The sequence below is a fragment of the Agromyces sp. Soil535 genome, from assembly GCF_001428255.1.
Lineage (GTDB): Bacteria > Actinomycetota > Actinomycetes > Actinomycetales > Microbacteriaceae > Agromyces.
Window position 1 is genome coordinate 63,334 of the sequence record NZ_LMRW01000012.1, and the last position, 23,731, is coordinate 87,064.

Below are 23,731 nucleotides of genomic sequence, written 5' to 3' on the forward strand. Positions count from 1 at the left end.
GGATGCCGTGCCCCACCTGAGCGTCGTCGTCGTCAACTACAACACGAGGGATGCCACGTCGGCGTGCCTGCGCTCCGTGCTCCAGACGTCGCCGAGCCTCGACCTCGAGCTCATCGTCGTCGACAACGGCTCGACCGACGGCAGCCCCGAGGCGTTCCGCGAGCGCTTCCCAGCGGTGACGACCGTCGAGGCGGGGGAGAACCTCGGCTTCGCCCGCGGCGTGAACCTCGGCGCCCGCGCGGCAACCGGCACGTGGCTCCTCCTCTTGAACCCCGACACGCTCGTGCTCCCGGGCTCCCTGCGGGCGTTGCTCGAGTTCGCGGACCGGCATCCCGAGTACGGGGTGTTCGGCGGGCGCACGCTGCGGCCCGACGGCACGGTCGATCCGAGCTCCTGCTGGGGTGCTCCGAGCCTCTGGTCGCTCGCGATGTTCGCGACCATGCTGTCGACGGCGTTCAAGCGCTCGACCGTGTTCGACCCCGAGTCGCTCGGCGCGTGGGACCGAGACAGCGTGCGCGAGGTGCCCATCATCACCGGATGCCTCCTGCTCATCCGCCGAGCCGCCTATGAGCACCTCGGCGGCATGGACGAGGACTACTTCCTCTACGGGGAGGATGCGGAGTTCAGCCTCCGCGCCGGCCGCGCCGGCCTCCGCCGGGTGGTCGTGCCCGATGCGGTCATCGTGCACGAGGTTGGTGGGTCGAGCGACGCGGGAGGCGAGAAGGGCTGCATGGTCATGGCCGGCAAGGTGACGCACCTGCGCAAGACCTGGTCCCCGATCCGCGCTGGTCTCGGTGTACGCCTGCTCCTCGCCGGTGTCGGCGTCCGCGCCGCGCTCGAGGCCGCCACCCGTCGATCGCGTGCTCCGTGGAGCACGGTGTGGCGGCGGCGCGCGGATTGGCGCGACGGCTACCCGCGGGCCGAGGCGACGCTGTTCGGGCGCACGCTCGCCGACGCCTGACCCGCGCCCCCGCCCAGCACCCACTCGCGTACCTCGTCGACGAAGCGATCGCGGTCGAACTCGAGTGCGCGTCGCCGGGCCGCGTCGCCGTCGATCCGTTCGGCCGCTCCACCGCTGCCCCGAACCCCGACTCGTCATCGGGGTCGTAGTGGACTCCGGTGAGGCCGTCCAGCACCGATTCGGATGCCCCTCCGACGCGATTGACGATGACGGGGCATCCGGCCGCCATCGCCTCGACCGGGATGATGCCGAAGTCCTCGACGGGTGGGAACACGAACGCGAGTGCGTGCTGGAACAGCGCCCGCATGAATTCGTCGGACACGCGCCCGAGCACGTGCACCGGCACCTCGGCGTCTGCGGCGAGTGACTCGAGTCGTTCACGCTCGGGGCCGCTGCCGGCGGCGACGACGGGGATGCCGAGCGCCGCACCCATTCGGATCACCGCGTCGTGCCGCTTGTACGGCACCAGCCGCGACGCCGCCATGAGGTAGCCGCGATCCGGCAGCGCGTCGAGCGTGGCGCGCTCGGCATCGGTGATGCGCTCCCGCCAGTCGGCCACCGCCGCGATGGACGCCGCGTCGACCGGGGGGTGGATCACGCGTGCGTCGCGGTCCCAGGCGCGGCGGATCCGCTCTCGCACGAAGGCGCTGTTCGCGGCGAGCGACCCCGACGCGCTCGCCGCGCGACGATCGACCCCGCGCAGGTACGCGCGCGCGAGCCCGGCGAGGGGGTTCCCCGTACGGGCGTCGAGATCGGGTTCCCAGAGGTACCGGGCCGGCGTGTGGATGTACGAGAACTTGGGAACCCCGCGCGCCGTGCCGAAGCCGGCATGGTGTGCGAAGACGTAGCTGCTCGTCACGACCCAGTCCGGGTCCGCGTCGCCCCACCCGCGACGCCACGTGCGCGACATGAGCGGCAGCGCGAGCGCCTTCCGGCCTCTGAGTGGCGTCCGGGCGAGCCAGGACTCGTCGACGAGTTCCGATGGGAACCGCGCGGGGTCGTCGTTCCAGAGGCAGGCGACACGGGAGCCGGGAAGCGAGATCCGCAGGGCGTCGAGCACCTGCTCGGCGCCGCCAGACTCCTCGATCCACTCCTGCGCGATCAGGCCGGCCATGTGTCGTGCCCCGATCTCAGTAGGCCCCGCGGCTGCCGAGCACCGCGCGGACCGTCTTCAACAGGATGACGAGATCGCCCGTGATCGACCAGTTCTCGACGTAGTACAGGTCGAACTTCACGCTCTCCTCCCATGAGAGGTTCGACCGGCCGCTCACCTGCCAGAGTCCCGTGATGCCGGGCTTCGTCAGCAGCCGGCGGTTGACGTCCTCCTCGTACCGCTCGACCTCGCTCGCCAGCGGCGGACGGGGGCCGACGAGGCTCATGTCCCCGATGAGCACGTTCCACAGCTGAGGGAGCTCGTCGAGCGAGTACCGACGCAGGGTGCGGCCGAACGGGGTCACACGTGGGTCGTCCTTCAGCTTGAACAGCACGCCGTTGCCCTCGTCGCGGTCCTGGAGCTCCCGCAGCCGCGCCTCGGCGTCGGTCACCATCGACCGGAACTTCAGCATCGTGAAGCGCGAGCCGTGCACGCCGACGCGCACCTGCCGGAAGAGCACCGGCCCTGGGCTGGAGAGGCGCACGCCCACCGCGATGCCGCCGATCAGCGGGCCGAGGAGCACGATCGCGACGCCCGCCGTCACGATGTCGAAGACGCGCTTCACGGCGTGGTTGAAGCCCGAGTACTGAGGGAGGTCCACGTGCACCATCGGCAGGCCGTTGATGGGCCGCAGGTGGATCCGGGGGCCCGCGACGTCGGTGAGCCGGGACACGAGGATCAGCTCGGTATTCATGTTCTCCAGCTCCCAGCCGAGCCGGCGGATGGTGGCACTGCCCCCTGGCAGGTCGCCCGCGACGATGACGGCGCGGGTGCGCGTGCGCTTGGACGTCGCGGCGAGCTCGGTGAACTCCACCGTCGGAAGGTCCATCGAACGCGACTGCGGGGCGCGGGCGGAGCCCGCGAAGGTCGTGCCGATCGCGCGGTAGCCGACGCGATACTGGCGGCGCAGCTCCTCCACGACCCTCGCGACGTCGTCGGGTCGGCCGACGATGATGGAGCCGGTCGTGCAGCGGCCGACGCGCCGCATCGAGTGCAGCACGTACCGCCAGACCACGCGCCCGGCGAGCAGGAGGGCCAGGCCGAGCGGCAGGGCCACCGCGAGGAAGCCGCGTGCGATATCGACCTGCAGCAGGAAGGCCACGACGGCGAGGATTCCGAACGTGATGAGGGTCGCGTTCACCACGCGCTGGTACTCGACCGTGCCCGTGCCGATGTTGCGGATCATCCGCGATCTGGCCGCCGACAGCGAGACCAGCCACACGACCGCGATCGCGGCGCAGAGCGAGAGGTACGCGACGTCGCTCTGCGGGGTCGCGGCCGCGAGGCCGCTGGTTCGGAACCGCACGAACTGCGCGACGAGCAGGGACCCGACGACCGCGGCGGCATCCGTGACGGTGAGGGCGACGATCAGTCGCTTGCGCCACCCGAGGCGTCGGGGCTGAGCCGCGACGCGCTGCCCGACGGCCGCGGCGCGTTCCCGCAGCAGGTCGGCAGGGCTGCTCACGCGCGGCGCGGTCTCTGCTTGGCTGGACAACGGTCGGACCCCCTCGAACATCGGCTCGGCACGGAGTGAGGTGGCCCGCGTGGTCGCGACCGCGTTCACCCGGCCGGGTGGACCTGGGTGCTGTCAGGCGGTCGTCGCCTGGGGTGTTCGCGGAGCCCGCCCTGCCGATGATGCGGGCCCGGCCGGGGCCGGTTCGCATCGCCCCCGGGTGGTGCGACGTCGAGCGCGCTCTGCGGCGATGCTAACCGCACGCCGACGGCGCGTGGAAGGCTGCGGGGCGCCAGTTCACGGGCTCTTCAGGCGATTGATACACCACCGACACAATGGGGGTGCAGACTACCTCCGTTCGGGGGACACGGTCGGCTCCCAGGCCGCGCGGGAGCGCCCGATGAGCGCGACCGCCTGTTCCATCGCCGGCGTCAGGCGTGTGCGAGGGCGAAGATCGCCTGGTGGCGGGTGGCCCAGGAGTTCGCGTCGATGAATGCGGCGCGGTCCGCCTCGCCGGCGCGGCCCATCGCCAGGGCATCGGGCACGACGTCCGCGAAGTCGGTCACGGCGTCGACGAGCAGCACGCGATCGTCGATGTCGCGCACGGGCGGCAGGTCCACCGAGATCACCGGCATGCCCGCCGCGAGGTACTCGTAGATCTTCAGCGGGCTCATCGCCTCGGTGAGCGGCGTACGCCGGTGCGCGACCAGGCACAGATCGGCGTTGCGCAGCACCGCGACGAGTTCCGCCCGCGCGACGCTGGGATGGATGTGCACGTTCGGGAACGGCCGGAGTGCCGCCACGTACGCCGGATCGGGCAGCGGCCCGACCAGGACGACCTGGAGGTCGGGCCGGCGGGTCGCGAGGTCGACGATGCCCGGAACGTCGAGCCGCGAGTCCAGCGTGCCCACGTAGACTGCGCGCGGCGCCGGGATCGCGGCGAGCCACGCGGGCGCAGGCGGTCGAGCGCCGAGCCACTCCGCGGGCTCCACCCCGTTCGGCACCACCGCGGCCGGGCCGGTCGGGTCGATCCGCTCGAGGATCTCCGCAGAAACGGCGGCCACCGCGCGACCCGACCGCGAGACTCGCCGGTACGCCTCACGGTATGCGGGCCAGTATGCCTCGCGCGCGGGCGAGCTCGACCAGTCATCGCGCGCGAAGAAGGTGACCTCCTTCGCCCAGTCGAACCGACCGAAGCCGGCCACGAGCGGGTTGGTCGTCAGCGCGAACGGAGCGACGAGTCCCATCCGGCGCGCGGCGCGGGCGAGAGAGCGGTCATAGGCCGCGTACTCGGCGATGATGCCGGAGAGCTCGGTGGGGTCGTCGCGACGCAGGCGCACGGGGCGATGCAGCGACATCCGCGGGCTCGACGGGAAGCGCACGTCCCGGTCGAGGAACGGCGTGGCGACGACGCGGGGAAGCCAGCGGAACGGGTCGGCGACGAGGAGGCGGCGCACCTCGGGGCTTCGCATGAGGCTGGCGAGGATGCGGTCGGGCGGCCGCATCATGCCGCGTCGCACGGCGTCGGAGTAGGTCTCGTAGCTGAACGTGAAGACGAAGTCGGCGGCTCGCCTCGTCCCGGCGCCCGACGGCGGGGCGAGTCGCGGGTCCGTGCGATCGATCATGCGGCGAGCTGGCGGATCAAGCGCGCCGGTGCGCCCGCGACCACGGCGCGGGGTGGCACGTCGTCGCGCACGACGGAGTTGGCGCCGACGACGGCTCCTGCCCCGACGGTGACACCGGGCATGATGACGGCGTTCTGCCCGAGCCAGGCGCCGCGGCAGATGCGCACGGGCGCGATGCGGCCCAGCGGCTGGTCGCGGATGAAGACGTCGGGCTGGTCGAAGCCGTGCGTGTGGTCGGAGATGTAGACGCCGCGCGCGATCGCCACGCCGTCCTCGATCACCACGCTGCTGACCGCGGAGATCGACGTGTCGTTCATCCGCACGCGATGGCCGATGCGAATGACGGGGCCCGGCTCGTCGAGCCGCGGGACGATGAGCCACGACCCCGGGCCGATGAGCACATCGGAGCCGATCGCGATCCGGTCCGCGTTGCCGACGCGGAACGGGAGCAGGATGCGGCTGCGGGCGCCGAAGCTCGCGAACCCCGTCGAGGCGATCCGTGAGAAGACCGCGTCGCGCGCTCGTTGCATGAGCAACAGCACATCGAGACCGTTCACGTCCGCCCTCCCCCCGCAGCCGGTCGACCGGCGACGCCCCGGAGCCGGTCATCCATCGCCGAGGGGTCGGTCATCGGCCGAGTCGCCAGCTCGACCAGCGTAACCGGCGGGCGCCTCGCGCCATGATCTGGAGACGGATTGTTTACCGGGAGGTAACAGTCCGGCGGGCCGCCGCGAGCCCGTCGAGGTTGCGCCTCGCGAGCTCCGAGACCGCCGCGAGGCGGCCGGAGATCGCGGCGGAGAGCTCGTCGGCGCGGTCAGCCGTGTCGCCGGCGACGCGTGCGAGCGAGTCGGCGATCTCGTCGGTCGAGACGCACAGGCCGGGCGTGCCGACGAGGTCCATCAGCCCCTCCACCTTGCCCTGGGTCGCCACCGTCACGGCGGGGACCCCGCGCATGAGGCTCATCACCGCGAGGTGCATCCGGCCGGTCACGGTGATCCTCGCACGCTCGGCGAGGCCGCGGATCGCCGCGGGGGAGAGGAGGCGGTCGACCAGCACGACGTCGGCGTCGTCGGCGAAGTTGTCGGCGACCGCCCCGCAGAGGGGCAGGTCGTCGGCCCCCGGCCGTGAGACGTGGGGGACGAGCAGCACGCCGAGACCGCGGCTGCGCAGCACCTCGACCACGCGGACGTACGGTTCGAGGTCCCCGTCCGACGGTACGAGGCCGGAGAGGTTCACGAGGGCGAGGGGCGACGCGACACGGTCCGCCCACTCGGATGCCGCGGCGTCGTCGACGCTGCGGGCGAGGAAGACGATGTCGGCACCGTCGACGATCGGGTCGATGCCGTCGGCCCTCGCACGCGCCGCCGAGCGCGGATCCCTGACCACGGTCGTCACGCCGTGGCGCGCCGCGTCGCGCACCGCAGCGAGCGCCTGCGGATGCGGCGACGCGTTCCAGCTGAATCCGAGGATGCGGGCGTCGATGCCGAGCTCGGCCACCCGACGCGCGAGGTTGGCCCGGTTCGTCGACGCACGGTGACCGTAGCCGCCGTCCATGACGTCGGCGCCGACGACCGAGAACGACGTCGCCGTGCGAAGCACCCGCCGGAACGCGCCGAGGTCGCGCAGGTGGCCGACCAGGTCGCCGTAGACGAGCGAGAGCAGCGGCAGCATCCGGATCCTGGCGTCGTCGGGTAGGACGTAGTCGCCTGGCCGTCGGCAGATCACCGTCACGTTTCCTGACACGTTCTCGATGAACGCCTCGACGAGCGCCTGGTCGCCGATGTTCCCACCGCCGGCGGGAGCGAGCACGACATGATGGGGGACCCCGTCGGCGGGCCGGCTCCGGCGCCTCAGCAGCATCCGGTCCGCCGCTGCGAGCAACGCCGGCGAACGCAGCGGCCTGGACATCCGCTGCCTGAGTTCTCCCACCCGCATCGCCATTCGGCGCCTCCTCGTGACGGAGGCTCGCACGCGCTCCGGCAGGCGGCCATGATACCGAGCGCATGCATCCGGCTGCACACGTCGCCAGAACGGGGGCCACGCCGCGCTGAGATGTAACAGGGACGTAACCGCCCGAGTCGTCGGTGTTCAGAATCCGGGCGTAATCTCGGCGATCCCGGGGCGGTGAGCACGACGCGACCTCAAGAGCCGCATGGCCGACGGAGGAGAGGAAGCCGGCATGAACCCAAAAGGCACGTTCCTGGACGTGATGCGCAACGCGGCCGCCACCGCAGGCGATGCGCGGGGCTTCAGGTTCTACGCGAGCCCATCGGATTCGGTGTTCGCATCGTACGAGGCACTCGACCGTCAGGCGCGAGCGGATGCTGCGGCGCTGGTCGCGTCGGGACATGCCGCGGGTGACGTGGCCGTGCTCGCCTTCGACCCCGGCCTCGGGTTCATCCGTGCGCTCTACGCCGTCTTCTACGCCGGACTCGTCGCTGCACCCGTGCCCGTCGCCGCGATACGCCAGCCGGATGCCGCCCTGCGACGGCTCGCGTCCATCGTGGCCGATTCGGGGAGCCGCATCGTGCTCACCGAGGGCGGCGCACTCCTGCCGCTCTGCGTCGCCCCCGATGATTCGGTGGGCGAGGCCCGTGTCGTGTCGATCGACTCCCTCGTCGGCCGCATCGAGGAGTGGGTGCCGCCCGCATCCGACGCCGGCTCCCTTGCGCTGCTCCAGTACACCTCCGGCTCCACCGGCACGCCGAAGGGCGTCATGGTGAGCCACGGCAACCTCGTCGCCAACGAGGCCGCCATCACCTCGGCTCTGGGCCTCTCCGCGGCATCCCGCCTGGTCGGATGGCTTCCGCACTATCACGACATGGGGCTCGTGGGGCAGCTGCTCCAACCGATCTTCTTCGCCGGCGACTGCGTGTTCACCTCACCGAACCAGTTCCTCCGGCGCCCACTGCTGTGGCTGAAGCTCATCACGCAGCATCGCGCCACCCACACGGTCGGGCCCGACTTCGCATATGCGCTCTGCACCCGACTGGTGACCGACGAACAGCTGGCAGGCCTCGACCTCTCATCGCTCGAGGGTGCCATCACCGGTGCCGAACCGGTTCGGGTCGAGACGCTGCGCGCCTTCGCCGAACGGTTCGCTCGCGCCGGATTCCAGGCCGACGCCTTCATCCCGGCCTACGGCATGGCGGAGACCACGCTCCTCGTGACGGCGAAGGCTGCGGGTCGGGTGGTGGCGACCATTCAGGCAGACGCCGCCGGCATCGAGCAGGGGGTGCTGCGGGCGCCCGTCGACGGGGGGCGCGCCGTCGACCTCGTCTCGTGCGGACCGGCGGCCGATGGGCACCGCATCGAGATCGTCGACCCCGTGTCCGGCGAACGCCTCGTCGACGGCGAGATCGGCGAGATCCTCGTGAGCGGCCCGAGCGTCGCCCAGGGCTACTGGCGGCGGCCCGACGCGACCGCGGCCGTCTTCGGCGTGACGATCCCCGGTGACGGCGACGACCACCGGTACCTCCGAACCGGCGACCTCGGCACGAGCGTCGCCGGCGAACTGCTGATCACGGGTCGCCTCAAGGACCTCATCATCATCCGCGGCCGCAACATCTATCCGCAGGACCTCGAGCAGACCGCTTCGACCCTCCTGCACGCCGGATGCCTCAGCGCCGCGTTCGAGGGATCGGCGTCGCAGCCCGCCGTCGGCCTCGTGGCCGAGATCGACGCAGCAAGGCTGGCCGCCGGGGAGATCGATGCCCTGGCCGAGCGCGTACGGCGCGCGGTCACCGAGGAGTACCTCCTGCCCGAGCTGGGCGTGGCGCTCATCCGCAAGGGGAGCCTTCCGCGTACGACGAGCGGGAAGGTGCAGCGCAACCTCACCCGGTCGCTTCTCGCGGAGGAACGACTGCCCACCCTGCTGATGCTCGGGTTCGACCGCGGAGCGGTCACGTGACGCGTTCGGTCCTCGCCGGCCGCGGGGCGGTCGCGGACCTGAACCGCTACCTCGGCGATCCGCGCGATCCTTCCGCCGTGATCTCGATCGAGCGGTCGCTCGAGCTCGACGAAGCATCGGCGTACCCCGGTGACGCGGTCGACGCGCTGGATGCGTGGAAACTGCACCGGTACTACGCCCCAGCCGAACACGGCGGGGAGCTCCGCGACGTCTTCGTGCCGATGATGATGATCCGGTCCACCGCCGCGCGTGATCTCACGGTCGCCGTCGCCCACGGCATCAGCTTCCTCGGCGCCGTCGGTGCGTGGATCGCTGGGGGTCCGATCGCCGCGACCATGGCGGAGCTCGTGCTCGACGCCGCGCCCCTCTCATGGGGTCTCACCGAGCGCGGAAGGGGTTCCGATCTCTCCGCCACGGCGACGACCGCCGCGATCGGCTCGAGCATCGTCGTCGATGGAGTCAAGTGGCCGGTCAACAATGCGTCCCGGGGGCGCGCGATGACCGTCCTCGCACGCACGTCTGATGCACCAGGACCCCGGGCACTGTCGCTCGTCCTCGTCGACAAGGGCCGCGTCGACGCCCGCACCCTCGCCACGCAGCCCAAGGTGGCCACGTACGGGAATCGCGGCGCGGACATCAGCGGCCTCGCGATGCGACGAACGACCGTCGAGCGCGACAGGCTCGTCGGTGAGCCCGGCCTCGGTCTCGAGATCGTGCTGAAGAGCCTCCAGTTCACGCGGCCGCTCTCGACGGCGCTCTCGCTCGGAGCGGCGGACCACGCCGTCGATGTCGCAGTGGAGTTCGCCGCGTCGCGACGGCTGTTCGGGCGGGAGCTCGGGTCGCTGCCCGCTGCCCGGGCGACAGTCGGAACTGCCGTGGCCGACGCCCTGCTCGCGGAGTGCGTGGTGTTCGCGGGCGCGCGCGAGGCACATCACGCGCCGCAGGAGCTGGCGCTCGTCAGTTCGCTCGTGAAGTTCCTGGTGCCCGACACCGTGGACCTCCTGTTCCGCGACCTCACGTCCTTCCTCGGGGCCAGGTCGCAACTGGTCGGCTTCGCTGGTGCGGGCGAGTTCCAGAAGGCGGCGCGCGACAACAGGGCTGTCGGGATCTTCGACGGCAACTCCGTCGTGAACCTCAACATGATCGTCAACGAGTTCACGGCGATCACCCGACCAGAGGACGCGGCCGACATCGGCGGCATCCTCCGCGACTTCCGGGTGGATGCGGAACCGGAGACCTGGGTGGATCCGCTCCGCCTCAGACTGGTGACCCGTCGAGGGTCGCGGCTGCTCCGCGCGCTCCCCGTGTTCGCCGACCTCCTCGGCTCGCGAGGGTCGGCCGCGCCGGCGCACGACATCACCGCCGAGCTCGATCGGCTGCTCGACGCAGCCGGCACCGCACCTCGGCAGGCCGCGCCGAGTGCGGCGTCGTTCGACGTCGCGATGCGCCTGGCGCTCTGCTTCGGGGCGGCCTGCGCGATCGCCGTCGAGCTGGCGGGGCGCGGGAGTGGAAGCGAGGCATCGGAGGCCAGGCTCCTCGCGATCCTGGAGCGGATCGCGGTGCGGCTCGGACTCGTGCGTTCCGAGTCGGCCGCCTCGTCGGCGGTCGCGCTGGCAGGTCAGGCGTTCGAGACGGCTGGATCTCGCGGCAGGCTCTCCATGCTCGAAGGTTGGGGGAACCCCCTATGACCACTGCGGGACCGTCATCGCGTCCCACGGGCACGGCGTCGGGCGCGCCCGACGACCTCGACGCGCTCTTCGGCGATCCACGGGTGCCCGGCCCGTTCGACTACGCCACGATCGCCCGCGACGACGACGCACGCCGTGTGAGCTCGGCCGCGGAGTCGCTCCTCGACGAGTGGGACGCGACCGCGGACTTCGTGCCCGCCTCGCTCGGCGGGCGGTGGGTCTCGACCGAGGACCTCGTGCGGCGGTGGAGGCCGATCTTCCGTCGGGATCCGTCGCTGGGCGTCGGATACGGGATCACCACGCTCATGGCCGCGCTCAACGTGTGGGTCGCCGGGGACGAGGAACAGCGCGCAGACGTCGCCGATCGCCTCTTGCGCGGCGAGCGCATCGCCGTCGGCTTCCACGAGCTCGAGCACGGCAACGACCTGCTGCAGAACGAGTGCGCCGCCACGGAACGCGGGGGCCGCTGGTTCGTGCAGGGCGTGAAGCAGGTCATCAACAACGTCGACCGCGCGGAATCCATCCTGATCATGGCGCGGACGTCGGACGAGCCAGGCGTCGGCAGCCACACATTGCTGATGTGGAACAAGGATGACGCGAGCCGCCGGTTCGCCGACACGTCGCGACGCGTGCTCACCGCCGGAATGCGTGGCTGCGAGATCGGCGTCGCGGTGTTCGATGGGCTGCCGGTCCCCGTGGCCGGCACCATCGGTGCGCCTGGAACCGCCGCACGCACCGCGTTGACCGCCTTCCAGGTGAGTCGCGCCGTCGTGCCCGCCCTCGCGATCGCGACGGTCGACGCGGCACTCGATCTCGCGGTCCGCTTCGGCACGGAGCGTTCGCTCTACGGCGGCGTGGTGCTCGACCTGCCACACGCTCGGGCGCTCCTCGCGGGCGCCATCGCGGACTTCCTCATCGCCGACGCCCTCAGCGCGGTGGTGGTGCGTGCGCTCCACCTCGCACCGGCCGAATGCCTGATCCTCACCGCTGCGGCGAAGTACCTGGTGCCGCAACTGCTCATGTCGGCGATGCAGGACCTCTCGGTGCTCTTCGGCTCGACGTTCTACGCACGAGTGGCCCCGTACGAGATCTTCGAGAAGTTCTTCCGCGATCTCGCGGTCGTGCCGATCGGGCATGCCGGGACCACGGCGTGCCTGCTCACGATCCTCCCGAACCTGCAGGCGTGGCTCCGGCGCTCTCGCCGGACCGAGGCGACCGAGCCGGCGCTCTTCCGGCTCGGCGCCCCGCTCGAGGAGCTGGACTTCGGCCGACTCTCACTCGGCGCGGGCTCGCGCGACCCGCTCGGCGCGGCGTTGCGGGACCCGATTGTGCGCGATCGCTTCGTTCCGGGCACCGCAGCCGCGCACTCGCTTGACCGGCTCGGCGACGCCCTCGACGACTTGCGCAACGAGATCGCGGCGTTCCCCGCCTCCGAACTCGGCACGGATGCCGCACCGGCAGCCTTCTCACTCGCCCATCGATTGACGCTGCTCCTCGCCGCCGGCGCGTGGGCGGGCGTGTGCGCGGACGAAGCCGACGCGACGTCGGTCACGAACGACCCGCTCGTCCGCGAGGCATGCCTCAGACGGATCGAGGATCGACTCCGCGGCCGGGTCGCGCCGCTCGACCCGATGTTCGTCGATCGGCTGATGACCTTCGCCCAGGATCACGTCGCCCGCGATATCCCGCTCGCCCCGTCCGCTCGCAAGGAGCGCCGGCACCCCCATGTCGAGGAAGGAAGTGCAGCATGAACACGGAGACCGACGCCATCGAGTCCTGGCTCGTGGATCGCGTCGTGGCCTACGGAAGGGTCGACACCGGAACCTTCACCCCCGAGACGCCCCTCGCGGAACTCGGGCTCGACTCGGTCTACGCCTTGACGCTCTGCGGCGACATCGAAGACGAGTACGACCTCGATGTCGATCCGACGATCGTCTGGGATCACCCGACGATCCGCGAGCTCGCGGGCGGCATCTCGGAACGGCTCGCCGCCGCGTGATCGCCGTCGACGACCGTGAGGCGTCGATGCACGAGGGCGTGACCGCGTCTGGTGCGCACTGGCTCATGGGCGCCTGGATCGAGCGCGAGCGCGAGGGCGCGGGCGCTCCAAGCGCGCTCGCGCTGCTCCGCCGACGTCGCATGGGCCGGACGTGGGCGCGGATGCTCGTGACAGCCGGCCTCGGCGTGGATTGGCCGGGCTTCTCGGCCGATCAGCCGGGCCGGAAGCCCCGCCTGCTCGGCGATGGCCGGATCGACGTCAGCATCGCGCACAGTGGCGCGATGCTGCTCGTGGCGGTCGTTGCCGATGGGCTCGTGGGCGCCGACATCGAAGCGGAGCCGTTCGACGTGTTCGATCGCCCCGCCCTGATCCGGCGGATGTGCTCCGACCGCGAGCTGGCCTCCGTCGAGCGGCTGCCGCGAGCCGCCCGCCGCCGTGCGCTCGCGCGTGCCTGGACGATCAAGGAGGCGACGCTGAAGGCTCGCGGCACCGGGCTCGCGGATGACCCGCGTACCGTCCCGACCGCTCTGGACCGCCTCATCGATGACGCCGACGTGGGCCCGGAGCGCGCGATCGTGCACCTGACGGGCTCGGCTGGATGCGCCGTCTCGCTCCCCGGTCGCGGTGACACATCGCCCGCGCGAAGGGGCCGGACGTCGCATGCGACATCCGGCCCCTTCGATTGGTCGGGGTGACAGGATTTGAACCTGCGACCTCTTCGTCCCGAACGAAGCGCGCTACCAAGCTGCGCCACACCCCGGTGGCCCTGACGGGCCTCAACAAGAATAGCCGAAAAAACACGGGCACCCGACCACGCGCGTCCGAGCATCCGGGGCAGGGCCGCGCCCCGGCTACTCGACGGGGACGAGCGTGAGCAGCGTCGCCTCGGGCGGGCACGCGAACCGCACGGGCGCGAAGATCGACGTGCCGAGGCCGGCCGAGACGTTGAGGAACGCGGTGCGCAGGCCGTGCTGCCACACGCTCAGCCCCTTCACCTGCTGCCGCGGGATGTCGCAGTTCGTGACGAGCGCGCCGAAACCCGGCACGCACACCTGTCCGCCGTGCGTGTGCCCGGCGAGGATGAGCTGAGCACCGTGGTTGACGAACGAGTTGAGCACGCGCTGGTACGGCGCGTGCGCCACGCCCACCGTCACGGTCGAGCGGCGTTCGCCGGCGGATGCCGCGTCGGGCCAGGTCTCGTCGCCGAGCGGGTCGTCGGCGCGCAGCTCGTCGATCGCCGCGGTGATGAGGTCGAGGCGATCGTAGCCCTTGTGCGGATCGTCGACGCCGAAGAACTCGAAGTGGGTGCCGCGCAGGTCGAGGCCGGCAGCGGTGTTGTCGAGGTCGTGCCAGCCGAGTTCGGCGAAGTAGGCGTGCAGGGCGTCGATATCGAGCCGCTTGGAGCGGGGGATCGGCCCCGACGGGCCACTGAAATACATGAACGGGTTCTTCAGGACCGGACCGAAGTAGTCGTTCGACCCGTTGACGAAGACGCCGGCGATGCCGTCGAAGGCGTCGAAGGCGCGACGGAGGCCGTCGAGACCTCGCTCGTGACCGAGGTTGTCGCCCGTGTTCACGATGAGGTCGGGCTGGAGTTCGGCGAGGGAGCGCACCCAGTCCTGCTTGTCACGCTGCCAGGGTGCCATGTGCAGGTCGGAGAGGTGGAGGACCCTGATGGGTTCGGCACCGGCCGGGAGGACCGGGACATCCGCGCGCCTGAGTGTCCAGCGGGTGCGTTCGACGAGCGACCCCCAAGCGAGCGTGGCCTTGCTCACCCGCCACCCGGCGTGGTGCCGCCCAACGCGCTGCTGAACGTCACGGAGACGGTCGTGCCGCGCTTGACCGCGGTGTTCGGCGCGGGATCCTGGCTCTCGACGACGGCGGTCGGGTCGATGTTCCCCGACGACTTGATCTTGAGGCCAGCCTGGTCGAGCGCGCTCCTCGCCTGCTGCTCTGTCATGCCCGTCAGGTCGGGCACGGTCGTGCCGTTGCCGTCGCTCGTGAAGACGCGGATCGTGCTGCCGCGCCCCGCCTGGCCCGACGGGTCGGTGCCGGTGACCGTGCCCGCGGGGAGGTTCGAGTCCTGCTGGCCGCCGTCCTCGAAGACGAAGCCCGCCGCCTCGATCGCCTGCTTCGCGGCGTCGAGGGAGAGGCCGGCCACCTGGGGCACGTCGACCATCACCTGCTTGAAGGCGCTCGCATCCGGCTCGGGGAACACATCGCCGCCCCACTTGTTGTCGGCGATCGTCATGATGGCGGGCCAGATGCGGTGACGCGCAGTGGCCGCGTATCCACTGGGGAAGTCGAGTTCGCGGAGGTTCGCTTCGCCGGTGACGTTGCCGACCCACACCGCGGTGGCCGCCTTGGTGCTCGCACCGGTCATCCAGGTGTCCTTCGCGCCGTCGGTCGTGCCGGTCTTGCCGATGTGCGGGATGCCGGTGCCGGGGTCGGAGGCCGAGGCCGTGCCATCGAACGTCGTCTGCATCGCGTAGGCCATGGCGTGGGCAACCTCGGGAGTGACCGACTGCGTGCAATTCGACGCGGGCGGCGGGATCTCCGCGCCATTCGCATCCACGATCTTGTCGATCGCGATCGGCGAGCACGTGAGGCCGTTGTTCGCGATGCCGGCGAACGCAGCGGCCATGGCGAGCGGTGAGACCTCTTCCGTGCCGAGCACCGCGCTGGGGCCGAACACCTCGTCGGGATTGACCTCGCCGGTCTCGAGGTCGTACTTCTGGCCGAGGTCGAGCCCGTCGGCCCTGCGTACCCCGAACGCCTGCGCGGTATCGCGGATCTTGCAGAGGTCGAGTTGCTGCGCCATCGCCATGAAGGCGGTGTTCACCGAGTACTTCGTCGCGTCGACGGCGTTGTTCGCGCTGGTCGAGTCGTCGTTCCTCGGGTTGTAGCTGCCGCTCCACCCGCCGTAGCAGGCCGCAGGGAACGACGTGAAGGTGCGTCGCGACCCGTTGAACGTCTCACGCAGCGAATGTCCCTCGTTCAGCCATTCCGCAAGGGTGAACACCTTGAACGTCGATCCGGGCTGCAGGCCGCTCGAGCCGCCGTAGTCGTAGTCGGTGCTGTAGTTCACCGACGTGTACTCGGCGCTCGACGCGGTGACCTCGGGATCGTTCGAGTACTTCTTGTTCTGCGCCATCGCGAGGATCCGACCGGTGCCGGGTTGCACGGTCACCGCGACCGATCCGACATCGAAGCGAGCGTCCACGAACGGCACGTTCTCGGCGATCGCCGTCTCCGACCGGTTCTGCAGCTCGAGGTCGAGCGTCGTGTAGATCTGCAGCCCGCCCTGCTGGAGCATCTGCGAACCCTCGTTGACGTCGGTCGTCGCCGGGTCGTCGAACTGGTTCTTGATCACCCACGTCACGTAGTCGCAGAAGTAGGCACTGCCGTCGGCGGACTGGCACCCGGTGCTCGGCTCCTTGATGACCGGGGCCACGGGCGTCGCGACGGCGGCGTCGTGCTCCTCCTGCGTGATCTTCTTCAGCTTCAGCATCTCGCCGAGGATGTAGTCGCGGCGCTCCTTGTTGTCGGCATAGGGCACCGGCTGGCCGTCGACGACCGTGGCCGCACCGTTCGTCTCGCTCTCGGGGTAGTCGAGACGGAACTTCTCGGGGTGGTTCACGATCGCGATGAGGCTCGCGGCCTCGGCGAGGGTGAGGTCGGCGGCGTGCTTGCCGCCGAAGTAATACTGCGCGGCCGACTCGATGCCGTACACGCGTCCGCCGAACGCGGCGATGTTCAGGTAACCCTTGAGGATGTCGTCCTTCGAGAACTTCTTCTCGAGGGCGATCGCGTAGCGCATCTCCTTAAGCTTGCGCTCAGGGGAGGTCTCGGTCGCGGACTCGTAGGCGGCCTCCTTCTCCTCCTCGGTCTTCGCCTCGCGCACGCCGTTGTTGATGAGCACGTTCTTCACGTACTGCTGCGTGATCGACGAGCCGCCCTGCACGTCCTGGTTCAGGACATAGGTGCTCACCGCACCGCGGAGGGTGCCCTGGATGTCGACGCCGCCGTGTTCGTAGAACCGGGGGTCCTCACCGGCGACTGCGGCATCCTTCACGTACTGGCTGATCGCGTCCCACGCGACCTCTTCGCGGTTCTCGTCGAAGAACGACGCGAGGAGCGCCTGCGACCCGTCGGGCTGCGTCGCGTAGATGTCCGTCTTCTCGGACAGGTCGTCGATCTCGAGGTACCCGGGGAGGTTCTCGAACATGGAGATGCCGTTGTTCGCGGCCATGCCGGTCACTGCGAGCGCAGGCGTCACGGCTGCCGTCACGAGTATGCCGGCGAGAGCGCTCAGGCCGATGAAACCGAGGATCCCGGCGCCGACGTCGCTCATCGTACGATTTTGGGCAGACATATAGTGGAGCTTAACGGAGAAGGCTGGCAAAAACCGCTACGCGGGTCGCATGCCGCGATCACGCAGACACGCCGAGGTCCGTCGGATCGATCCCCATCCGCCCACACCAGAGACGAGGAACACGCATGCCTGCCTGGGAGTACATCACCACCCCGCTGCTCATCCACAACACCGCGGCCATCCTGAACAACTGGGGCTCAGAGGGCTGGGAGCTCGTGCAGATCGTGCAGGGACCCGAGGGCGGGCTCGTCGCGTACTTGAAGCGCCAGGTCGGCGGGGAGTCGTCGACAGCGGCATCGGCCGGCGCCGCCGCTGCCGCGGAGGCCGCCAAGCAGTTCGAGGGAGAGGCCTGATGGCCGCCATCGAGGCCCGCCTCGCCGAGCTCGGCATCGAGCTGCCCGAGGTGGCCCCGCCCGTCGCCGCCTATGTCCCGGCCGTGGTGACGGGCTCGTACGTGTACACCTCCGGTCAGCTGCCGTTCGTGTCGGGCGCGCTGCCCGCCACCGGCAAGGTGGGCGACGGACACGGGCTCGTCCCCGCCGACGACGCGAAGACGTATGCCCGCACGTGCATCCTCAACGCGCTTGCCGCCGTGCGTGCCGAGCTCGGCACGCTCGACCGGGTGACGCGCATCGTGAAGCTCGTGGGCTTCGTGGCATCGGACCCGTCGTTCACCGGGCAGCCCGGCGTCGTCAACGGCGCCTCCGAGCTCCTCGGCGAGGTCTTCGGCGAGGCCGGGCGCCACGCGCGCTCGGCCGTCGGCGTGGCGGCGTTGCCGCTCGACGCGCCGGTCGAGATCGAACTCGTCGTGGAGTTCGCGTAGCCGAAGCTGGCAGACGAATGACGGATGCCGCGGCGGGATCGCTCCCGGCCGCGGCATCCGTCGTTCCTGCTTCGTGAGCCCTCGCTACCTGACCTGCTCGGTGATCGCGGTCATGACCGACGTGTCGGCGAGCGTCGTGGTGTCGCCGACCTGGCGCCCCTCGGCGAGGTCGCGCAGCAGTCGCCGCATGATCTTGCCCGAGCGCGTCTTCGGCAGCTCGTTGACGATGAACACCTGCCGTGGGCGCGCGATCGCGCCGATCTGCATGGCCACGTGCTTTCGGAGCACCTCCGCGGCCTCCGCCGGGTCGGTCACCAGCTCGACCTGGCTGGACTTCAGGATCACGAACGCCACGACCGCCTGGCCAGTCGTCTCGTCGGATGCCCCGACCACGGCCGCCTCGGCCGTCCACGGGTGGGCGACGAGCGACGACTCGATCTCGGCGGTCGAGAGGCGGTGCCCCGAGACGTTCATGACGTCGTCGACGCGGCCGAGCAGCCAGATGTCGCCGTCCTCGTCGCGGCGGGCGCCGTCGCCGGCGAAGTACTTGTCGCCGAACTTCTCCCAGTAGGTCTCCTTGAAGCGCTCGGGGTCGCCCCAGATGCCCCGGAGCATCGAGGGCCATGGCTCGGTGACCACGAGGAGTCCGCCGCCCTCGCCCTCGACGGGCGTTCCGTCGTCGGTGAGGATGTCGATCGAGACGCCGGGGATGGGCACCTGGGCGCTGCCGGGCTTCAGGTCGGTGATGCCGGGCAGGGCTGAGATCATGATCGCGCCGGTCTCGGTCTGCCACCAGGTGTCGACGACGGGGATGGAGCCGCCGCCGATGACGTGCCGGTACCAGATCCACGCCTCTGGGTTGATCGGCTCGCCGACCGAGCCGAGCAGGCGAAGGGAGCGCAGGTTGAAGGCATGCGGGATCTGGCGTCCGAGCTTCATGAACGACCGGATGGCGGTGGGCGCCGTATAGAGGATCGAGACCTTGTACTTCTCGACGATCTCCCACCAGCGGCCGGGATGCGGGGTGTCGGGCGTGCCCTCGTAGAGCACCTGGGTGGCGCCGTTGGCGAGCGATCCGTACACGACGTACGAGTGGCCGGTGATCCAGCCGATATCCGCGGTGCACCAGAAGACGTCGGTCTCGGGGTGCAGGTCGAACACGTTCTTGTGCGTGAACGCCGCCTGCGTGAGGTAGCCGCCCGACGTGTGCAGGATGCCCTTCGGCTTCCCGGTGGTGCCCGAGGTGTACAGGATGAAGAGCGGATGCTCCGCCTCGAACGCCTTCGCCTCGTGCTCGTTCGAGGCCTGGGCGACGGTGTCGTGCCACCAGAGGTCGCGGTCGTCGGCCATCTCGATCTCGTTCTCGCCGCGGCGCACGACGAGAACGTTCCGCACGGTGCCGCCCTCGGCCCTCGCGAGCGCATCGTCGACGACGGACTTCAGCGGGAACACCCTGCCCTTGCGGTAGCCGCCGTCGGCGGTGATGACGAGGGAGGCCTCCGCGTCGTCGATGCGGGACGCGAGGCTGTCGGCGCTGAAGCCGCCGAAGACGACCGAGTGGATGGCGCCGATGCGCGCGCAGGCGAGCATCGAGACGACCGCCTCCGGGATCATCGGGAGGTAGATGGCGACGCGGTCGTGCTCGCCGATGCCGAGCTCGGTGAGCACGTTCGCGGCGCGCTTCACCTCGTCGGTGAGCTCGGCGTAGGTGACGTCGCGGCTGTCGCCCGGCTCGCCCTCCCAGTGGAGCGCGACCCGGTCGCCGAGGCCTGCCGCCACGTGACGATCGAGGCAGTTCACGGCGACGTTGAGCTCGCCGTCGTCGAACCACTTCGCGAACGGCGGGTTCGACCAGTCGAGGGTGCGGGTGAACGGCTTCTCCCACTGGAGGAGCTCGCGGGACTGGCGGGCCCAGAATCCGAGCCGGTCGGTGCGGGCCTCCTCGTAGAGGCGCTCGTCGGCGACGGCCTGGGCGGCGAACTCGGGACTCGGGCGGAATCGCCTGATCTCCTCGAGCGCGTGATCGATCTGAACGGTCATGGTTCTCCGGTCGCTCCTTCGCGATTTCCTGCATCGGTTGGGTCGCCTGCCCCACCCAGCACACTACCTCCCGGTCGCGCGCACCTCGTAACGGGTCGGTCACGCTGAGTCGCATGCTCTTCCGAGCGGCCGTGAGAGCGGTTACTGTGCCTTTGCGCAGAGAAATCTGTGTGTCCGCACAAATGAGGACAAAAAATGCTTGCGCATCCTTCTGCAGGCCATACACTGGGTACCGCCCGAACACTCGTTTCGAGGCCTGCAGCGCTCGTGATTCCCCCCAATCCTTGCGCTGCCGAGGCGGCACCTGTTCCCCCCAATGGGTGCCGCCCCCTTACGTTAAGGGCGCTGATTCGATAGGGCGTCCTGGGCGAGTCCTCCTCCACAACGGTGTGGGGGAGGCTCTTTGCCCATCATGCGCCGAGCGGATGTCCCGCGGCTCCCTGTGCTGCCTACGGTCGTCGCATGACCATCCCATTCGTCGCGACCCCGTCGTGGCAGCGGCCGTCGCGCGCCGCGGCGCCCTCGCGCCCGACCGCGATCGTCGCGGCATCCACCGCTCAGGAGGTGCTGCCGTACCCCGGCGAGGCGATCCCGAACGAGGCGCCGTCGCCAGTGCCGAGTGGGCCCGCAGCGCCCGCGACCGCCGCACCGCCCGCGACCGCCGCACCGCCCACAGCGGACCTCTCGCTGCTCGGCCCGCTCGCGCCGTTCGCGGCATCCGGTCCGGTGACCGACCTCTTCGTCAACGGCGCACGGGGTCTCTGGATCGACCGGGGCGCCGGGCCCGAGCACGAACCCGCTTGGTCGGCCGACGAGGCTGAGGTCCGGGCGCTCGCGGTGGGACTCATCGCCCGCGGCGGGCGCCACATCGACGAGGCCACTCCCGCGGTCGATGTCCGCCTCGGCCGCGGCATCCGCGTGCATGCGGTCCTCGCGCCCATCTCGACCGACGGCACGCTGATCTCGGTGCGCGTGCCGCGTGCGGCGGGGTTCCCCCTCGCCGCGCTGGCCCGCGCGGGCATGCTCGACGCCGCACAGGAGGCGACGCTGCGTGAGGCGGTCGCATCCCGCAGGAACCTGCTCGTGACGGGCGCCGGAGGCGCCGGCAAGACGACCCTCCTCGCCGCCCTCCTCGCAGAGGCGTCCGAGCGCGAGCGCATCGTCCTCATCGAGGACGTGGCCGAGCTCACCGTCGCCCACCCGCACGTCGTCTCGCTCGAGGCGAGGCAGGCGAACCTCGAGGGCACCGGACGACTCGGCCTCGATGCGCTCCTCAGGGAGGCGCTGCGCATGCGACCCGACCGTCTCGTCGTCGGCGAGTGCCGCGGCGCGGAGTTGCGCGAGCTGCTCGCCGCCCTCAACACCGGCCACGACGGCGGTGCGGGCACGCTGCACGCGAACTCGCTCGCCGACGTGCCCGCCCGACTCGAGGCGCTCGGGGCCACGGCCGGCTTGGGCACCGATGCGGTGGCCAGGCAGACCGTGAGCGCGTTCGACCTCGTGCTCCACGTCGAGCGTGTCGACGGGCGCCGGCGTCTCGCCGAGATCGGGCGGTTCGAGGTGCGCGACGGTCGGCTGTGCGTGGTGGGGCTGTGAGCCGGCGATCGCGCGATCCGGGGCACCGGCGGCCCTGGTTGCAGATTCGCGAACGGCTCGTGCGGCGACGCCCCGATCCCGCCGCGGAGGTCGACGCGATCGCCGCACTCGCGGAACGGCTCGCCGTCCTGCTCACCGCCGGCGTGCCTGCTTCGGCGGTGTGGACGCACGCGGGTGCGGTCTCCACGTCGAGCGCGGCCCACGCGGTCCCGACCGATGACGACCTCGTCCGTGACGCGGCCGCATCGGCCGCCGCCGTGGGGCGACCGGTCTCGTCCGCCATCACCGCGGCCCGGCGAGCCGCCCCCAGCTCGTCCGGCCATTGGGCCGTCGTGGCTGCGGCGTGGGAGGTCGCCTCCGCTTCGGGCGCCCCGCTCGCAACGAGTCTCCGCGAGCTCGGTTCCGCGCTCCGCGATGAGGCGCAGCTTCGACGCGAGGTGCGGAGCGCGCTCGCGGGGCCGATCGCAAGCGCCCGGCTGGTCCTCGCACTGCCGTTCATCGCCGTGCTGTTCGGTGCGGTGCTCGGCTTCGACACCTTCTCCGTGCTCATCGGCAACCCCATCGGCCTCGCGTGCGTGGTGGCGGGCGCCGGCCTCCTCTGGGCGGGCCGACAGTGGAGCAGGTCGCTGACCGAACGAGCGACGCGATCGGATGCCGATGAGGGGCTCGAACTCGAGCTCCTCGCGATCGCCATGTCCGGTGGCGCCTCCGTCGAACGTGCGCGCCGACTGGTCTGCACTGCGCTCGAGCAGAACGGGGCGGGAGCGTCCGACGGTCGCGCCTCCGGCGAGGTGATCGAGATGGCCGCCCGTGCGGGTGCCCCGGTCGCCGAGCTCCTCCGCGCGGAGGCCGCCCGGTTGCGGCGGCTCGCCCGAGCCGAGGGCGCCGCCCGAGCTGCGGCGCTCGGGGTGCGGCTCATGCTGCCGCTCGGCGCCTGCGTGCTCCCGGCGTTCGTGCTGCTCGGCGTCGTGCCGCTGCTCGTCTCCGTCGTCTCGGCCACCCTCGGCGGTGCCGTATGACGCCACCCGACTCGTGCCGCCCACCCGCCGGTCCGCCGGCGCAACAGGAAGGAACACCACCATGCAGCTCCATGCCATCGACGTGCCGCCGCGCGTCGACCCAGCCCACAGGCCCGACGCGGACGACGACGGTCCTCGACCGTCGGCTCGCCAGGCGGCGGCGCGGCGACTCCGGCGCGTGTGGCGACGCGTCGCCGGAGAGCGCGGCGCCGCCACCGCCGAGTACGCCGTCGCCACGATGGCGGCGGTCGGTTTCGCGGGCCTCCTCGTCATCATCCTGCGCGGCGACGAGGTGCGCGGAATCCTCACCGACCTCGTGCGGAATGCGCTCACGGTGGGATGACCGGGATCGGGGCAGCGTGACGGCCGAGTTCGCCGTCGCGCTGCCCGCGATCGCGCTCGTGCTCGCCGCGTGCCTCGCGTCCGTCCAGCTCGTCGCAGAGCACGTGCGCCTCACGGATGCCGCCGCCGACGCCGCCCGCGCGCTGGGCCGCGGCGAGTCCACCGCCGAAGCCGACGCGATCGCCGATCGTGTCTCGGGCGGTGCCTCGCTCGCCGTCGTCGAGGACGGGCTGTTCGTGTGCGCCACGCTGCGGGCGCCCGGGCAGGGACTCCTGGCGGCGATCGAGCTGCAGGCCGAATCGTGCGCGGTCGCGGGCGGGCACTGATGGCCCGCACGCCGACCTCCCGCCGAGCACCAGCGGCCGCCCGGGTCCGGCGGCCCGGGCGCGTGCTCGGCGACGGGGATCGGGGTGCGGCATCCGTGCTCGCCGTCGGCATCGTGGGTGCGGTCGTTGCGCTCACCGCGATGGTCGTTCCGATCGCCACGACGTTCGTCGCTTCCCAGCGCGCAGCGAACGCCGCGGATGCTGCGGCACTCGCCGCCGCCGACGCGATCTCGGGCCTCGTGCCAGGTGTCGCCTGCGAGCTCGCCCGTCAGGTCGCAGGGCGAAACGGCGCGGCCCTGACGTCATGTCAGACGGATGGCGCGGTGGTCACGGTCGGCGTGGTGGTGTCGTCGCTGGGGATGGACCTCGGCGCCAGGGCTCGAGCCGGACCACCCGGCTACGCGGGGTGAACCCAGCGCCG

General features: G+C 71.0%; 20 protein-coding genes, 1 tRNA gene and 1 pseudogene. 13 read left to right on the top strand and 9 right to left on the bottom strand.

The annotated features are described in order from the left end of the window. Positions 1-7 precede the first annotated feature (7 nt). Entirely contained in the window at positions 8-961 is a 954-nt protein-coding gene (locus ASG80_RS09665; RefSeq protein ID WP_156401761.1) for a glycosyltransferase family 2 protein, read from the top strand. 163 nt (positions 962-1,124) lie between these two features. On the opposite strand, the pseudogene ASG80_RS22935 reads toward ASG80_RS09665, so the two are convergent. The 5 genes and pseudogenes from ASG80_RS22935 to ASG80_RS09695 form a co-directional block, all read right to left on the bottom strand. Next, positions 1,125-2,075, bottom strand: a pseudogene (locus tag ASG80_RS22935) (glycosyltransferase); the annotation flags it as partial. Between the two features lie 16 nt (positions 2,076-2,091). Then, positions 2,092-3,579: a sugar transferase gene (locus ASG80_RS09680; RefSeq protein WP_235508256.1), complete on the bottom strand. Its 1,488-nt coding sequence runs from the start codon at positions 3,577-3,579 to the stop codon at positions 2,092-2,094. 419 nt (positions 3,580-3,998) lie between these two features. After that, complete coding sequence (locus ASG80_RS09685; RefSeq protein WP_056730036.1) at positions 3,999-5,192, bottom strand: glycosyltransferase; 1,194 nt, start codon at positions 5,190-5,192, stop codon at positions 3,999-4,001. Further along, positions 5,189-5,749, bottom strand: a complete 561-nt coding sequence (locus ASG80_RS09690) for a DapH/DapD/GlmU-related protein (protein WP_056730038.1) — start codon at positions 5,747-5,749, stop codon at positions 5,189-5,191. Before ASG80_RS09690 ends, ASG80_RS09685 begins: the two co-directional genes overlap by 4 nt. 142 nt (positions 5,750-5,891) lie before the next feature. Further along, complete coding sequence (locus tag ASG80_RS09695; protein WP_056730040.1) at positions 5,892-7,133, bottom strand: polysaccharide pyruvyl transferase family protein; 1,242 nt, start codon at positions 7,131-7,133, stop codon at positions 5,892-5,894. 238 nt (positions 7,134-7,371) lie between these two features. Here ASG80_RS09695 and ASG80_RS09700 point away from each other — a divergent pair, with 238 nt between their 5' ends. From ASG80_RS09700 to ASG80_RS22940, 5 genes are read left to right on the top strand one after another with little or no spacing between them, the layout of a single operon-like run. Beyond that, positions 7,372-9,102, top strand: coding sequence for a fatty acyl-AMP ligase (locus ASG80_RS09700; protein ID WP_056730042.1), 1,731 nt, complete (start codon positions 7,372-7,374; stop codon positions 9,100-9,102). Beyond that, positions 9,099-10,790, top strand: coding sequence for an acyl-CoA dehydrogenase family protein (locus tag ASG80_RS09705; protein ID WP_056730045.1), 1,692 nt, complete (start codon positions 9,099-9,101; stop codon positions 10,788-10,790). The genes ASG80_RS09700 and ASG80_RS09705 overlap by 4 nt, the downstream gene beginning before the upstream one ends. Continuing rightward, positions 10,787-12,541 (top strand): acyl-CoA dehydrogenase, encoded by a 1,755-nt coding sequence (locus tag ASG80_RS09710; RefSeq protein WP_056730047.1) that lies wholly within the window; start codon positions 10,787-10,789, stop codon positions 12,539-12,541. Before ASG80_RS09705 ends, ASG80_RS09710 begins: the two co-directional genes overlap by 4 nt. Continuing rightward, entirely contained in the window at positions 12,538-12,789 is a 252-nt protein-coding gene (locus ASG80_RS09715; RefSeq protein WP_056730049.1) for an acyl carrier protein, read from the top strand. The genes ASG80_RS09710 and ASG80_RS09715 overlap by 4 nt, the downstream gene beginning before the upstream one ends. Continuing rightward, positions 12,786-13,484, top strand: coding sequence for a 4'-phosphopantetheinyl transferase superfamily protein (locus ASG80_RS22940; RefSeq protein ID WP_082590071.1), 699 nt, complete (start codon positions 12,786-12,788; stop codon positions 13,482-13,484). Before ASG80_RS09715 ends, ASG80_RS22940 begins: the two co-directional genes overlap by 4 nt. Here the strand turns inward: ASG80_RS22940 and ASG80_RS09725 are convergent. The 3 genes from ASG80_RS09725 to ASG80_RS09735 all read right to left on the bottom strand — a co-directional run bounded on the left by ASG80_RS09725 (position 13,473) and on the right by ASG80_RS09735 (position 17,143). Beyond that, positions 13,473-13,549, bottom strand: a tRNA-Pro gene (locus ASG80_RS09725). The genes ASG80_RS22940 and ASG80_RS09725 overlap by 12 nt on opposite strands. A 91-nt stretch (positions 13,550-13,640) precedes the next feature. Next, entirely contained in the window at positions 13,641-14,564 is a 924-nt protein-coding gene (locus tag ASG80_RS09730) for a metallophosphoesterase (RefSeq protein WP_056730053.1), read from the bottom strand. After that, positions 14,561-17,143 carry a transglycosylase domain-containing protein gene (locus ASG80_RS09735; protein WP_235508257.1) on the bottom strand — a complete coding sequence of 861 codons (2,583 nt, stop codon included), beginning with the start codon at positions 17,141-17,143 and terminating at the stop codon, positions 14,561-14,563. Before ASG80_RS09735 ends, ASG80_RS09730 begins: the two co-directional genes overlap by 4 nt. Before the next feature lie 146 nt (positions 17,144-17,289). Here ASG80_RS09735 and ASG80_RS09740 point away from each other — a divergent pair, with 146 nt between their 5' ends. Both ASG80_RS09740 and ASG80_RS09745 read left to right on the top strand, forming a co-directional pair. After that, positions 17,290-17,517 (top strand): hypothetical protein, encoded by a 228-nt coding sequence (locus tag ASG80_RS09740; protein WP_056730055.1) that lies wholly within the window; start codon positions 17,290-17,292, stop codon positions 17,515-17,517. Then, positions 17,517-17,987 carry a RidA family protein gene (locus ASG80_RS09745; protein ID WP_056730056.1) on the top strand — a complete coding sequence of 157 codons (471 nt, stop codon included), beginning with the start codon at positions 17,517-17,519 and terminating at the stop codon, positions 17,985-17,987. The genes ASG80_RS09740 and ASG80_RS09745 overlap by 1 nt, the downstream gene beginning before the upstream one ends. An 84-nt stretch (positions 17,988-18,071) precedes the next feature. Here the strand turns inward: ASG80_RS09745 and acs are convergent, their stop codons facing one another. Then, on the bottom strand, positions 18,072-20,027 hold the full coding sequence (gene acs, locus ASG80_RS09750) for an acetate--CoA ligase (protein ID WP_056730058.1): 1,956 nt from the start codon (positions 20,025-20,027) through the stop codon (positions 18,072-18,074). 462 nt (positions 20,028-20,489) lie between these two features. On the opposite strand from acs, the gene ASG80_RS09755 reads away from it, so the two are divergent. From ASG80_RS09755 to ASG80_RS09775, 5 genes are all read left to right on the top strand, one after another. Then, on the top strand, positions 20,490-21,623 hold the full coding sequence (locus ASG80_RS09755) for a TadA family conjugal transfer-associated ATPase (protein WP_082590073.1): 1,134 nt from the start codon (positions 20,490-20,492) through the stop codon (positions 21,621-21,623). A 38-nt stretch (positions 21,624-21,661) separates the two neighbouring features. Beyond that, positions 21,662-22,642 (top strand): type II secretion system F family protein, encoded by a 981-nt coding sequence (locus ASG80_RS09760; protein WP_162256619.1) that lies wholly within the window; start codon positions 21,662-21,664, stop codon positions 22,640-22,642. Positions 22,643-22,703: 61 nt separating this feature from the next. Beyond that, positions 22,704-22,985 carry a DUF4244 domain-containing protein gene (locus ASG80_RS09765; protein WP_056730062.1) on the top strand — a complete coding sequence of 94 codons (282 nt, stop codon included), beginning with the start codon at positions 22,704-22,706 and terminating at the stop codon, positions 22,983-22,985. A 16-nt stretch (positions 22,986-23,001) separates the two neighbouring features. Further along, complete coding sequence (locus tag ASG80_RS09770; RefSeq protein ID WP_235508258.1) at positions 23,002-23,310, top strand: TadE family type IV pilus minor pilin; 309 nt, start codon at positions 23,002-23,004, stop codon at positions 23,308-23,310. Then, positions 23,310-23,720, top strand: a complete 411-nt coding sequence (locus tag ASG80_RS09775; protein WP_082590181.1) for an Rv3654c family TadE-like protein — start codon at positions 23,310-23,312, stop codon at positions 23,718-23,720. Before ASG80_RS09770 ends, ASG80_RS09775 begins: the two co-directional genes overlap by 1 nt. Positions 23,721-23,731 lie beyond the last annotated feature (11 nt).

Bases quoted from the DNA above. Each gene is read 5' to 3' on its own strand.
- ASG80_RS09745 (WP_056730056.1), top strand. From the start codon at position 17,517: ATGGCCGCCATCGAGGCCCGCCTCGCCGAGCTCGGCATCGAGCTGCCC.
- ASG80_RS09695 (WP_056730040.1), bottom strand. From the start codon at position 7,133: ATGGCGATGCGGGTGGGAGAACTCAGGCAGCGGATGTCCAGGCCGCTG.
- acs (WP_056730058.1), bottom strand. From the start codon at position 20,027: ATGACCGTTCAGATCGATCACGCGCTCGAGGAGATCAGGCGATTCCGC.
- ASG80_RS09765 (WP_056730062.1), top strand. From the start codon at position 22,704: ATGCAGCTCCATGCCATCGACGTGCCGCCGCGCGTCGACCCAGCCCAC.
- ASG80_RS09740 (WP_056730055.1), top strand. From the start codon at position 17,290: ATGCCTGCCTGGGAGTACATCACCACCCCGCTGCTCATCCACAACACC.
- ASG80_RS09735 (WP_235508257.1), bottom strand. From the start codon at position 17,143: ATGAGCGACGTCGGCGCCGGGATCCTCGGTTTCATCGGCCTGAGCGCT.
- ASG80_RS09700 (WP_056730042.1), top strand. From the start codon at position 7,372: ATGAACCCAAAAGGCACGTTCCTGGACGTGATGCGCAACGCGGCCGCC.
- ASG80_RS09775 (WP_082590181.1), top strand. From the start codon at position 23,310: ATGGCCCGCACGCCGACCTCCCGCCGAGCACCAGCGGCCGCCCGGGTC.
- ASG80_RS09715 (WP_056730049.1), top strand. From the start codon at position 12,538: ATGAACACGGAGACCGACGCCATCGAGTCCTGGCTCGTGGATCGCGTC.
- ASG80_RS09685 (WP_056730036.1), bottom strand. From the start codon at position 5,192: ATGATCGATCGCACGGACCCGCGACTCGCCCCGCCGTCGGGCGCCGGG.
- ASG80_RS09755 (WP_082590073.1), top strand. From the start codon at position 20,490: ATGACCATCCCATTCGTCGCGACCCCGTCGTGGCAGCGGCCGTCGCGC.
- ASG80_RS09710 (WP_056730047.1), top strand. From the start codon at position 10,787: ATGACCACTGCGGGACCGTCATCGCGTCCCACGGGCACGGCGTCGGGC.